Below are 12,404 nucleotides of genomic sequence, written 5' to 3'. Positions count from 1 at the left end.
GCGAGGCGGCAGCGCAGTTATCCGAGGGTCGTCAAACCCAAGCCTGCCAAATATCCGAAAAAGAAACCTGGGGAGCTTAACTGACTGGCATTAGGGCTTGCCCGCGAACACCGGCGAAGCCGGTGCCATGCACCGCGTTGGGTTTTTCGCGGGCAAGCCCCCTCCCGCAGGGATCGCGCCAGCTCTTGGAAATTGAGCAAGACAGTTGCTCCCATATGGTGCCATTTAATTAATATGTTATCGTTTCCGTCCGCCCAACCGCCCGGAGCGCAAACGTTGACCCACCCCAGCCGCCTGATCGTGCTACTGGCCGCCCTGGTAGCCTTCGCCCCCCTGTCGATCGACACCTACCTGCCCAGCCTGCCTGCCATCGCCCGCGACCTGCAGGCCAGCGCCGCCAGCGTGCAACTGACCATCGGCGCGTTCCTCGCCGGTCTGTGCCTGGGCATGCTGTTCCACGGCCCGCTCTCCGACCGCTTCGGCCGCAAGCCGCTGTTGATCGGCGGCATGCTGCTGTACCTGGGCGCCACGGTCGGCTGCATGCTGGCCGGCAGCGTCGAACAACTGATTGCCTGGCGCTTCCTGCAGGCGCTCGGCGGTGCCGCCGCTTCGGTGCTGGCCCGAACCATCGTACGCGACCTGTTTGCCATCAACGAAGCCGCCAGAACCCTGTCGCTGATGCACCTGGTAACCATGATCGCCACCTTGGTCGCGCCGCTGGCCGGCAGCTTCCTGATGCTGCTTGAAGGCTGGCGCACGATCTTCGCCGGGCTGTTCGTATTCGCCGCCCTGTGTCTGGCCGCTTGCGTGTGGAGCATTCCGGAAACCCACCCCGCCGATAAGCGCGCAGGCTCGCTTGGCGCCGCCCTGGCCGGCTATTGGCACATCGCCCGCAGCCCGACGGCACTGGCGTTCATCCTGTGCATGGGGCTGTCGTTCGGCGGCATGTTCGCCTTCATTACCGCATCGCCATATGTGTACATCGAGTACTTCGGCGTTTCCACGCACACCTATGGCTGGCTGTTTGCCCTGAACATCGGCGGGGTGATCATCATGACCCTCCTCAATGCCCGTTTGGTCAGCAGCGTCGGCCCGCTGTCGATGCTGGGCCTGGGTGCGGTGTTTGCCGGCATCGCAGCGCTGGGCTTGGGTGTATTGGGCGGGGCAGGGCTGTTGGGCCTGGGCGGTATCGTCGGCCTGGTGGTGTTGTATGTCAGCGTCACCGGCCTGATGGGCGCCAATTGCGTGGCCAGCCTGCTCAAGCTGTTCCCGGCCAATGCTGGCGCAGCGGCCGGGGTAGCCGTGGCGACCCAGTTTGCCATGGGGGCGGCGTTCAGTGCCTTGGTGGGGAGCCTGGCCGATGGTTCACCGCGGCCGATGTGCCTGGTGATTGCCGCCGCAGGGGCTGGGGCAGTGCTTTGCTATGGCTGGCTCAGGGTGCGCACGCTCCGCGAAAACCTGCTCGGCCAGCAAGCACAAGGTCATTTACCATAGCGGGGTCGTCACTTCATTTTCCGGAGCCTGCCCAATGAGCAACACGCAATTCCGCCAGCCCGTCGTCGAGGACGCCGAGCGCTGCTACGAGATCGAGATCGGCGCCTACGAAGGCGACGAGGCGGCTACCCTGGAGAAGATCCGCACCCGCATCAGCCAGTATCCACAAGGCTTCTTGCTGCTCGAAGACCAGCAAGGCATCGTCGGCTTCATCAATAGCGGCTGCGCCCATCAAGTGGTGATGTCCGACGAGGCGTTCAAGGAACTGGTCGGGCATGACCCGGTGGCCCCCAACGTGGTGATCATGTCGGTGGTGGTAGACCCCGCCCAACAGGGCAAAGGCTACGCCAAGCTGCTGATGAATGAATTCATTGCGCGCATGAAGGGGCAGGGCAAGCAGACCATCCACCTGATGTGCAAGGAGCAGCATGTCGAGCTGTACCGCAAGATGGGCTACCAGTATGTGCGTCCCTCGCCCTCCGACCACGGTGGCATGGCTTGGCACGAAATGGTCATGAGCCTCTGAGCCGATAGCCTCTGAACTGCTGTGCCAGGATAATCATGGGGCTGGCACTGCCCCATGGCTCTTTACCAGGACCTTGAATATGCGCGTCAATGCAGACTTCTCCCAGCCGGCAATCGTCACCGCTGACGATTACCAGTGGGTGGCCTCCCCACAGCAGGGGGTGGAGCGGGTAATGCTGGACCGGCTTGGCGGTGAGAAAGCCAGGGCCACGAGCATTGTGCGCTATGCTCCTCACTCCTGTTTTCCGCGCCATTCACATCCCGGCGGCGAGGAGATTCTTGTACTTGGCGGAACCTTCTCGGAAGGCGAGAGGCATTTTCCGGCCGGCTACTACCTGCGCAATCCACCGGGTTCAAGCCATCAGCCGTCCAGCCTTGAAGGGGCGGTCATCTTCGTCAAGTTGTGGCAGATGGAGGCTGACGATACCAACTCGGTTTGTATCGACACCCATAACCCAGCCAACTGGGCAGAACTGGACGGGCGCGAGATCTGCGCGCTTTTCCATAGCGCCCACGAACAGGTCTGCCTGCAACGCTTGGGGCCGGGAACGCCGCTGCTTATCCAGCACGTTGCCGGTGCTGAATTGCTGGTAATCACCGGCCAGGTCGAGGCGTGCGGGCAAACGCTGCGCAGTGGCAGCTGGATGCGCCAGCCCAACGGCGCTGGCCTGCGCGTGACGGCAGGTGACCAAGGTGCCACGGTCTATCTCAAGACCGGGCACCTGTTCAGCTTGCCAACGTCAAGGCTTTGCCTGCCTCAGCACTGAACACGCACCGCTTCTGGCCTATTACCGTAGAGGCGTTCCCGGTTGCATGGTCTGCGCCACCTGTTCCTCGAACCACTTCAACACTGCCTGGCACGCGGGATGAGCAACGCCGCTGTCCCGTAGCCATAGGGCATACACGCCGCCGGTCTTCAGCGCCTCGCCGAAGGGCACCAGCAGATCGCCGCGCACCAGCGCGTCGTGGGCCAGCATGCGGTCGGTCATGGCGATGCCCAGACCACGGGCGGCGGCGTCCAGCGCCAGGTCGTCGAGGTTGAACAGCAGGTGCTGGTAGTTGCGCAGGGGCAGGTCTTTCTGCGCCTTGAGCCACAGGTTCCATTCGTAGCGCGAAGTGGAACCGTGGATCAGCGAATGGCCGGCCAGTGCCTCGGCCGAACTGGGTGGGGCGCGGCCGTCGTTTAGCTGCGCGGCGCACACCGGGATCAGGTATTCGTCGAACAGCGGCGTCAGCCGGCGATCGTCCAGGCCGCCAGGCAGGTACAGCACATAGGCATCGCAATCGCCGCCTTCGTCCACCAGTTCCCCGCTGACGGTCTCGATGGACAGGGTCAGCCCGGGGTTCACCGCATAGAACGAACTCAGCCGCGGCAACAGCCAGCGCACCGCCAGGGATACGAATATGCGGATGCGGAAAGGGCGGTCCAAGGGCGCTGGGGCCAAGCGCTGTTCCAACGTGCGCAGGGACTTGAGCAGGTCCCGCGTCACCTCGTATACCTCGCGACCGTGCTCGGTCAGCGCGACCTTGCGGCTGGTGCGGTCGAACAGCACGGTCTGGTAGTGCTCTTCCAACTGCTGGATCTGCCGGCTGATCGCGCTTTGGGTCAGGTGGAGCTGGCGGGCGGCTTCGGTGAAGCTATGGGTTTCCGCTACCCGGACCAGCGCCTGCAGTGCTTGCAGCGAGGGCATACGAAGGTTTGTATCCATGCAAATTCCGAATGGATGGATGAATTATTAGCGTTAGAAAGCTCGGCTTCATGTCCGTAGATTAAAGGCATGCAGCGGGCTTTCGGGGATATCTGGTCGATCACGCCTGCGCATCAATTGTGAAGGAGTGACGGACAATGAACAATCACTGTGGCTGGATCGCCCTGGCAGGAGAGTCGCCGGTAAAGCCGCGCCTTGAGGGCACTCAACAGGTCGACTGGCTGATTATCGGCGGCGGCATCACCGGCCTCTCGGCGGCCCATACCCTGGCGCGGCGATTTCCCGAGCAACGGGTGGTGTTGCTCGAACGCCAGCGCGTCGCCCAAGGCGCGTCGGCGCGCAATTCCGGGTTTGTGGTCAGCCATGAGTTGCCTGGGGCTGACGAACTGATCGGCACGGCGGGGTTCGCCGGTTACCAGGTCGCGTCGCGTATTGGCGTGGCGGCGGGGGAGGAGGTGCGTCGACGCATCGCCGAGCTGCAGTTGGACTGCGAAATCAGTGACAGGGGCTACCACTTCGCGGTGCATGAACCGGCGCATCTGCAAGAAGTCGAGCAGACCCTGGAAACCCTGGCGTCCGTGGGTGCCCAGGCGCAGTTCCTCGAGGGCACGACTCTGCAGCAGCGTCTGGGCACGTCATTCTATACCCGCGCCATTCACTGCGCTGGTGGTAACGGGCTGATGCAGCCGGCCCGCTACGTCAAAGGCCTGGCCGACAGCCTGCCGGAGCAGGTGGAAGTCTTCGAGCACAGCGCAGTAACCGAGCTGCGCCGCCGCCTCGGCAAAGGCTGGACCGCCCAGGCCGAAGCAGGCGAAGTGCAGGCCCGGCAGGTCCTGGTATGTGTGGGCGCGTTCCTGCAAAGGGTTAACCTCAAGCGCAGCGGCACTTTCCCCTTGGAGCTGAGCGCCAGCATTACCCGCCCGCTCACCGAAGGGCACTGGCCGCAACTGTTCGACGACCTGGGCTGGGGCGTACTGTCCACTTTGCCAGGCGGCTGCACACTGCGCCTTCTGCCAGGGCGCCGGTTGTTGATCCGCAACACCGTGGAATATCGCCAGCGCGACATCAATGCCGCCGGCCTGGTCGTGCGCCAGCGCGAGCACCTGCTGGGCCTGCAAAAGCGCTTCCCGGGCATCACAGCGCAAGACCTCGAATACACCTGGACCGGCCACCTCAGCGGCACGCGTTCTGGCGAGCCTTATTTCGCCCGGGTCGAGGACGGCCTGCATGCCGTGGCCGGGTGCAATGGCTCGGGTGTAGCCCGCGGCACCTTGTGGGGCCGCTTGCTGGTGGAGATGGCCATTGGCGCCGATTCGGCCTTGCTGCGCGATGTGCTTGGCCAGGCCCGCCCCGGCTACCTGCCGCCACGGCCGTTTTTCGACCTCGGCGCCAGCGTGCGCATGGCCTGGGAAGTGCGCCGTGCCCAGGGCGAGCGCTGATTTTACCTTTCAAACAAGAACAAGAGAGCGAGTCCATGAGCAAGCACATTTGCGTGGCCCTGTTGTCCTCAGCGTTGCTGGCTACCGCGGCGCATGCCGAAGAACGGGTCAACATCGCCAACTGGAGCGGTTATATCGCTGATGACACCCTGGCCGAGTTCACCCGGCGCACTGGCATCCAGACCACCTACGACCTGATCGACAGCAACGAGACCACCGAAGCCAAGCTGATGACCGGCAACAGCGGTTACGACCTGGCAAGCCCCTCGAACCACTTCCTGCCGCGCCTGATCAAGGCGGGGGCCATCGAAGCGCTGGATCGCAGCCAGTTACCCAACTGGCACAACCTTGATCCAAAGCTGATGAAGATCCTGGAGGCCAGCGACCCTGGCAACCGCTACGCGATCCCGTACATGTGGGTGACCACCGGCATTGGCTACAACGTGGAGAAGATCAAGGCGATCTTCGGCAGCACCGAGGTGACACAGTCCTGGGACCTGTTGTTCAAGCCGGAAAACATCCAGAGGCTCAGCCATTGTGGCGTAGCGTTCCTCGACAACCCGACGCAAATCATTTCCATCACCCTGAAGACACTGGGCCTGGAACCGCACAGCGAGAACCCCGAAGACCTGAAGAAGGCCGAGGCGGCGTTGCTGGCGGTGCGGCCCTACATCAGTTACTTCCACCAGTCCAAGTACGTGAGTGATTTGGCCAACGGCAATATTTGCGTGGCCATCGGTTTCAGTGGCGATGTGTTACAGGCCATGAGCAGTGCCAAGCAGGCCGGGAATGGGGTGGATGTGGGCTACAGCATTCCGCGTGAAGGCTCGACCGTGGCAGTGGACATGGTAGTGATGCCCAAGGGGGCTCCGCACCGGCAGAATGGATACGCGTACCTGAACTACCTGTTAGAGCCGAAGGTGATCGCCAACATCAGCAATGCGGTGAAGTACCCGAATGGGAATGCGGCGGCGCTGGAGTACATCACGCCTGATCTGCGCGATAACCCGGCGATCTACCCGCCGGAATCGGTGCTCGATACGCTGTTCCCGATCAAGACCCTGTCGCCGGCGGGGATGCGCTTGAGTACCCGGCTCTGGACCAGAGTGACAAGTGGGAAATGATGCAGCGACCGGTTGGCGGGCGCCAAATGTGCATGTACCGGAGCGCTTGATTGGGATGGCCGAAGACTGCCCAAGCAGAGGTGAAATCCACTAAGCCAGCAGCGATTTATCCGGTTTCAGCTGCTCCCAAGCGCTGTATGGAATATCCTTGCGCCACGCAATCAACCTCGAAGCAGTGAATTTAACGATGGGTTTTGAACAACTAGCTGGACTACGTGACCGCCTGCGGGCTGAAAATGAGCAGGCAAAGGCCGAGAATGCTACGCACCCTAAACGCAAATCCGCCGCGCAGGCCAAGCCTCGTGAGCAGGACCCGGCGGTGGAAGCGATCTGGCCATTGCAGAAGCATTTTCCATTGGCGTTCCCTGTCAATCCGGCCCCCAAGGTTCCGCTCAAAGAGGGCATTTTGAAGGATGCTGAGCAACACCTGGAACTGCTCGGAATAACCCGCGAACAGCTCAAGCTGGGCATCTCTACCTGGTGCCGGGGAGCTCGATACTGGGCAAGTATGGTGGAGAATGCGCCACGCTTGGACTTGGGTGGGCAGGCAGCCGGCATTGTGACTGCCGCCCAGGCGATGTATGCGAAGCAGCAGGCTTCGCGGCAACGCAGCCAAGGCCGACGAAATCGTGCGAAGCCAAAAGCGCATGTCCCTGCGCCCGTTGCCGATACCGTCGTGGAACAGACTACGGTTTGAATGCCGGAGCCGCGGCGCGGCCCATCGCCGGCAACCGCGGCTCGCACAAATACGGCGCTTGCCTGAAGGCTGGTGATACTCCAGTCTGATGTTGGGTGGCGGGTGCTTGCCTTGGGATTTTGGTTGCCTGTTAGATCGAGCGCCGCCCGCGCGGCGCTTCGCGGCACAAGGCCGCTCCCACTGTCTGTTTCGGGCCAGTCACTTCTGTGAGGTCACCGCTGTCCGCCTTGTTTGTTCCCCTCGATATCGGCTGCGCCGCTGCTGCTCTCAATCTCCAGCCATGCACCCAGGGTGCGAGTGCGCAGGTGGCAGGAGTAACTGGCCCGAAACAGATGTGGGAGCGGCCTTGTGCCGCGAAGCGCCGCGCGGGCGGCGCTCGATCGAACAGGCGCTGCTAAAGGCACGGAGAACACCTTGCCTTTTCGTTCTCGGGGAGTAGCCTCGGCGCAGTGAATCTTTCCAGCCCGGTTAGGCTATCAACCCTACCAAGGCATGAGAGAGGCAAAAAAAATCTCCTGAGCCGATAGAATTTCCATTGCCATGCCAGACGGTTTCCCCGAATTACCCTCGCTTAACGCGCTACGTGTGTTTGAAGTGGTTGCCCGCCACTTGAACTTCCGCCTGGCTGCCGAGGAGCTGGGGGTGACCCAGGCGGCAGTTGCGCAACAGATACGCGGGCTGGAGGCGAGCCTGAATCTTCGCTTGTTTGAACGCCTGCCCCGGGGCTTGGCCTTGACCGATGCGGGCCTGGGGTACAGCGGTAGCATTCGCAGTGCTTTGGCCATGATCGATGAGGCAACACGCCTGCTAAGGCCGCAGACTGCTCACCTGACAGTCAGCGTTACACCGACCTTCGCATTGAAATGGCTTATTCCCAGGCTCGCCAACTTTGCGCAGCGCTATCCGGATATCGATTTGCGGGTGCTGGCAACAGATCGACTCTCCCACTTCAGCACCGATGGCGTGGATCTCGCGGTCCGTTATGGCAAGCCCGAATTCGGCGCGGGTTTGAACAGCGAACAGCTGATGGAGCAGCGCATCGTTGCGGTGGCCAGCCCAACGTTGTTTGGCGGTACCGAAGTGCCCGGCAGCTTCGAGCAGTTGCAGGGCTTCATCATGCTGCACGATGCCCACAATTTCTGGCCTCAGTTCCTCGCACAGCTGTTCCCTCAGCACGTGCAGCCGACGGCCAGGAACCTGCGCTTCAACCAGACCTCACTGGCCATCGAGGCGGCCATCAGCGGGCAGGGCATTGCCTTGTCCAGCCTGGCTTTCGTCAGCGATGACATCCAATCAGGCAGGCTGATGCAGGTCTTCACTCAGCAACTACAGCTCGACAAGTCGTTCTATCTGGTCTGGCCACGCAAGTTGCGCCAGCCTGAATCGCTAAACGTCGTGCAAGATTGGCTGAAGCAACAGGCTGGCGATAGTTAATCTACTGTAACGGTAAAGTTTGGCTGCCTCCCTCGCAACTAGCGCTGCTGCTAAGGTGATTGCACCTGAGTAATCACTAATTGCAAGCCCGGAGGCAGCATGTCAGTAGAAAAAGTAGCGATTATCACGGCCGGTGGCAGCGGCATGGGCGCGGCAGCAGCACGTCGCCTGGCCGCTGACGGTTTCAAGGTTGGCATTCTTTCATCTTCGGGCAAGGGCGAGGCGCTGGCGGCCGAGCTGGGTGGTATTGGTGTAACCGGCAGCAACCAGTCGGTCGAAGACCTGCAACGCCTGGTCGACGCTGTGGTGGAGAAGTGGGGGCGTATCGACGTGCTGGTCAACAGCGCCGGCCATGGCCCGCGTGCGCCGATCCTGGAAATCAGTGACGAGGACTGGCACAAGGGCATGGACACCTACCTGCTCAATGTCATTCGCCCGACTCGCCTGGTGACACCTTACATGCAGCGCCAGAAGGGTGGGGTGATCATCAATATTTCCACCGCTTGGGCGTTCGAGCCCAGCGAGCTGTTCCCCACTTCTGCGGTATTCCGCTCGGGGCTGGCCGCCTTCACCAAGATCTTCGCCGACAACTTCGCCGGGGATAACGTGCGCATCAACAACGTGCTTCCGGGCTGGATCGACAGCCTGCCGGCTACCGAACAGCGCCGCGACAGCGTGCCGCTCAAACGCTATGGCACCAGCGAGGAGGTCGCCGCCACTATCGCGTTCCTGGCCAGCGAAGGCGCTGGCTACATCACCGGGCAGAACATCAAGGTCGATGGCGGCGTGACACGCAGCGTTTGATCATCCGTGGCCGCAGCCTGCGCGGCTGTGGCCTTCGCCTCATGGAACATCGGCTCTCTCATGCTGCACGATCTGCTTCAGCGCATCTGGGCGGTCCTGGCCATCCCGGCCGGCCCGGTGCGCAACCCTTATCGGCTCATGCAACTGTCTACTCTGGACGAGCAAGGATGGCCCGTCTCCAGAACGGTCGTGCTGCGTGATGTCGACGCCCTTGCAGGCACGTTGTACTTCTACGCGGACAGGCGTTCGGCAAAGAAAGCGCCTACGAGCGCAGTCAGGATGGTTTCGAGCATTTTGCGGTCATTTGTATCGAGGCGCGGGCGCTGGAGTGGCTGGATCTTGCTCGGCCAGTTCAGCAACGGGCTCGTTTCTTGCGCCATGAGGCATTGTGGCAATCCTCCTGGCTGGCGCCGTGAGGTAAAAACTGAAAACAGGAGTCATTGATGAAGGGTTACTGGATCATTCTTGGGGCTGCTGTTACCGATACAGAGGCTCAGCAGGAGTACGGTCGGTTATGGGCGCCTATCGCCGAGAAGTATGGTGCAAGGCTCAAGGTCCTCGATTCGGCTGCGCTCGTGGAAGCGCACACCAGCGTACGTGCGCTCGCTGTCGAGTTCGACAGTTACGCCCAAGCCAAGGCGTGCTATGACGACCCGGCCTATACGCAAGCAAAGGCGGTGGCATTACGCACCTATCGTCGAGAGGTACTGATTATCGAGGGTGATGTGAGCTGAGCAACTTTCACCACATGAGATCGCGATTCTCTGTGGGAGATCACCCAGCCCTTTGGGCTGCGCTGTCGCGCAGAGAACAGAGTCCTCAAGCGTATTGCAGACCCTGTGGGAGCGGGTTTACCCGCGAATGCGGCGGTTAAATCACCATCGCATTCGCGGGTAAACCCGCTCCCACAGGTCACTGCTAATCAATGAGTTATGTGTTGTTCTATGAGCGTTGGCTTGCTGGCGATGGGGCCCTCCAGGGCCAGCCATCCAATGCGCACATCTCAGCCCATCAGGCGGCGCCCTTGGCCTGCTGTTCCAGGTGCACCTGCAATGTCGGATCGATTTGCAGTGCGCTGGCCAGTTCGTCAAGGTAGGCCCGCTCTGCGTCCTGCTGGTCATCCACCAGCATCACGCTGGCCAGGTACATTTCCGCGGCCATACCGGGGTCCTGGGCCGACCGCGCCACCTCGGCAGCATCGAGTGGCTTGCTGACTTCTTCATCAAGCCATTGCTGCAGTTGCGGGTCATTGGTCTGCCGTTTGATTTCAGCGTAGATCAGCTGTTCTTCTTGCTGGTCAATGCGCCCGTCAGCCTTGGCTGCGGCAATCAGCGCGCGCAAGATTGCATGGCTGTGATCTTCTGCCTCGGGGCCGGACAATTGATCGACAGTGCGCACTGCCTGTTGCGGGGCTGCCGCCTGGCTGCGTTGCCAGCTTTGATAGGCCTGGAACGCCATCATGCCCAACGATGCCAGGGCCGCGTAATTGATACCGCCTGCAGCGCGCCCCTGGGAAGAGCTACCAGCGCTGCTGGCGCCACCGCCACCCAGCAGGCCACCCAGTAATCCACCAAGGCCATTGCCGCCGCCCGTTGAACTACCACCGCCAAGCAGGCCGCCCAGCAAACCACCCAAACCGCCCAGGCCGTCTTGCGATGACATGCCGCTACTGCCTTGTTGCGCTTGCGCATTCTGGCCGGCACGAAGTAGCTGTTCGAGCAAATCACTGGTGTTCATGGCTCTACCCTCGATCGGTAGTCGTTGCCCAAACAAGCAACGATAGCCCCCACGAGGCGAACTGCCATGACCGTTTGGCTGACGGCTATGGGGCAACAGCGGTCGTCCGTGACAGGCCGCTATCGACCCATAGCTGCCCTTCATGGAGAGGCAGCTCACGGCCAGAAGAGGAGCGTGAGAGTGCGTCATCGGGGCCATGACGAAGCGGGTGCGAAGGAGGCTATCGCCAAGACGAAATTCGTTGATAAAACTCCCATCAGTTCTCCAAAAGACTATCAATCTCAACACTCGTCCAAAGCCCGCAGAGCCCATGGTGCTAAGCCTCTCAAGTCGCCATCGATAGTGATTTAACCCATAAGTGAAATTAAGGCATGCCTTCGTAATAATTTTCCAAGTAAGCTGACAAAATTTCATCAATGGAGACCTTCGATGTTCTCATCCGAGCGGCTCAAAGGAATCGACGTATTCGTTGCTGTTGCTGACTTCGGGAGCTTCACTGCGGCTGCTGAAAGGCTGAATTTGACAAGTTCGGCAGTTAGCAAGAGCGTAGCTCGTCTAGAGGCTCGTCTCGGAGCACGACTTTTCAATCGTACGACCCGCACGTTGTCGCTCACTGATTCCGGCGTTGTGTTCTACAGAACCTGCACATCAGTTCTGGCGGATCTGGAAGAGGTGGAGCATGCAATTGTGGCTGAAGGCAATGAGCCTCACGGCAAGGTTCGTGTTGATCTTCCAGCCTCCTACGGACGGCTACATGTCCTCCCGCTGCTCATGGATTTCTTGCTACTACATCCCATGCTTCAACCCCACATATCGTTCACGGATCGCTTTATTGATCCGGCGTACGAGGGCATTGACATAGTCGTTCGCATTGGCGGGCCTGACGCGTGGCCGTCGAATCTGGGGCACCAGTATTTTGGTGCGCAGCGCCTTATCTTCTGTGCATCCCCTCAGTACCTGGAGCGTAACGGCACACCTCAAAACGAACGCGAACTCGAACACCACCATTGTGTTGGTTATGGGCATAGCGATGGAATGGTCACCCCTTGGTTCTTCAAGGGCCGCCATTCTGGGGAGATGGAACGTCGAACCTTCCAGCCACGCATTGCTGTTGGCGATGGAGAGGGAGAGGTCGCAGCGGTGTTAGCAGGGCACGGGATAGGTCAGTTACCCACCTGGCTGACTCAGCGACACATAGATTCTGGCGCTTTAGTTGAGGTGCTGCCTGATCTGGCGACCGATGGCCTACCGATGAATCTGGTATGGCTGAAAAGCCGGGAAGGGCTTCCCAAGGTTCGCGCAATATTGGACTACCTGCTTCCACGGTTGACCGCACATGGCACGAGGTCTATGGATTCGTAGAATGCTGGCAGCAAAACGGAGCAGCCAACTTACTCGAAGCTGCTCCGTTTCTGCCCTCAAGCACCTGTATGCGCTTAAA

General features: G+C 60.9%; 13 protein-coding genes. 11 read left to right on the top strand and 2 right to left on the bottom strand.

Annotated elements, in window-relative coordinates; genetic code table 11:
• Window positions 1-276 precede the first annotated feature (276 nt).
• The 3 genes from ACIP1G_RS05405 (at window position 277) to ACIP1G_RS05395 (ending at window position 2,786) form a co-directional block, all read left to right on the top strand.
• A complete protein-coding gene (locus ACIP1G_RS05405; protein WP_400734504.1) occupies window positions 277-1,494 on the top strand; it encodes a Bcr/CflA family multidrug efflux MFS transporter in 1,218 nt (405 codons plus the stop codon).
• Between the two features lie 34 nt (window positions 1,495-1,528).
• Window positions 1,529-2,020 carry a GNAT family N-acetyltransferase gene (locus ACIP1G_RS05400; protein WP_400734502.1) on the top strand — a complete coding sequence of 164 codons (492 nt, stop codon included), beginning with the start codon at window positions 1,529-1,531 and terminating at the stop codon, window positions 2,018-2,020.
• A 79-nt stretch (window positions 2,021-2,099) separates the two neighbouring features.
• The gene (locus tag ACIP1G_RS05395; protein ID WP_400734501.1) at window positions 2,100-2,786 is read left to right on the top strand and encodes a cupin domain-containing protein; all 687 of its coding nucleotides are present in this window, start codon (window positions 2,100-2,102) and stop codon (window positions 2,784-2,786) included.
• Window positions 2,787-2,807: 21 nt separating this feature from the next.
• Here ACIP1G_RS05395 and ACIP1G_RS05390 read toward each other — a convergent pair whose 3' ends face one another.
• Window positions 2,808-3,728, bottom strand: a complete 921-nt coding sequence (locus tag ACIP1G_RS05390) for a LysR substrate-binding domain-containing protein (protein WP_400734499.1) — start codon at window positions 3,726-3,728, stop codon at window positions 2,808-2,810.
• A 137-nt stretch (window positions 3,729-3,865) separates the two neighbouring features.
• Here ACIP1G_RS05390 and ACIP1G_RS05385 point away from each other — a divergent pair, with 137 nt between their 5' ends.
• The 7 genes from ACIP1G_RS05385 to ACIP1G_RS05355 all read left to right on the top strand — a co-directional run bounded on the left by ACIP1G_RS05385 (window position 3,866) and on the right by ACIP1G_RS05355 (window position 9,960).
• Window positions 3,866-5,167: an NAD(P)/FAD-dependent oxidoreductase gene (locus ACIP1G_RS05385; protein WP_400734498.1), complete on the top strand. Its 1,302-nt coding sequence runs from the start codon at window positions 3,866-3,868 to the stop codon at window positions 5,165-5,167.
• Between the two features lie 35 nt (window positions 5,168-5,202).
• Window positions 5,203-6,291 (top strand): polyamine ABC transporter substrate-binding protein, encoded by a 1,089-nt coding sequence (locus ACIP1G_RS05380; protein WP_400734496.1) that lies wholly within the window; start codon window positions 5,203-5,205, stop codon window positions 6,289-6,291.
• Window positions 6,292-6,478: 187 nt separating this feature from the next.
• Window positions 6,479-6,988 carry a ProQ/FinO family protein gene (locus ACIP1G_RS05375; protein ID WP_400734525.1) on the top strand — a complete coding sequence of 170 codons (510 nt, stop codon included), beginning with the start codon at window positions 6,479-6,481 and terminating at the stop codon, window positions 6,986-6,988.
• 540 nt (window positions 6,989-7,528) lie between these two features.
• Window positions 7,529-8,422, top strand: coding sequence for a LysR substrate-binding domain-containing protein (locus ACIP1G_RS05370; RefSeq protein ID WP_400734494.1), 894 nt, complete (start codon window positions 7,529-7,531; stop codon window positions 8,420-8,422).
• Between the two features lie 99 nt (window positions 8,423-8,521).
• The gene (locus tag ACIP1G_RS05365) at window positions 8,522-9,226 is read left to right on the top strand and encodes an SDR family oxidoreductase (protein ID WP_400734493.1); all 705 of its coding nucleotides are present in this window, start codon (window positions 8,522-8,524) and stop codon (window positions 9,224-9,226) included.
• A 60-nt stretch (window positions 9,227-9,286) separates the two neighbouring features.
• On the top strand, window positions 9,287-9,670 hold the full coding sequence (locus ACIP1G_RS05360; RefSeq protein ID WP_400734491.1) for a hypothetical protein: 384 nt from the start codon (window positions 9,287-9,289) through the stop codon (window positions 9,668-9,670).
• Complete coding sequence (locus tag ACIP1G_RS05355; RefSeq protein ID WP_400734489.1) at window positions 9,670-9,960, top strand: DUF1330 domain-containing protein; 291 nt, start codon at window positions 9,670-9,672, stop codon at window positions 9,958-9,960. Before ACIP1G_RS05360 ends, ACIP1G_RS05355 begins: the two co-directional genes overlap by 1 nt.
• Before the next feature lie 277 nt (window positions 9,961-10,237).
• Here ACIP1G_RS05355 and ACIP1G_RS05350 read toward each other — a convergent pair whose 3' ends face one another.
• Window positions 10,238-10,963 (bottom strand): tellurite resistance TerB family protein, encoded by a 726-nt coding sequence (locus ACIP1G_RS05350; RefSeq protein ID WP_400734487.1) that lies wholly within the window; start codon window positions 10,961-10,963, stop codon window positions 10,238-10,240.
• Between the two features lie 429 nt (window positions 10,964-11,392).
• Between ACIP1G_RS05350 and ACIP1G_RS05345 the strand changes: the two genes are divergently transcribed.
• Complete coding sequence (locus ACIP1G_RS05345; RefSeq protein WP_400734485.1) at window positions 11,393-12,325, top strand: LysR family transcriptional regulator; 933 nt, start codon at window positions 11,393-11,395, stop codon at window positions 12,323-12,325.
• Window positions 12,326-12,404 lie beyond the last annotated feature (79 nt).

The organism is Pseudomonas sp. NPDC089392 (assembly GCF_044749595.1).
Lineage (GTDB): Bacteria > Pseudomonadota > Gammaproteobacteria > Pseudomonadales > Pseudomonadaceae > Aquipseudomonas.
Note: the sequence above shows the minus strand (reverse complement) of the source record. Positions and strands in the feature narration are given on the sequence as shown.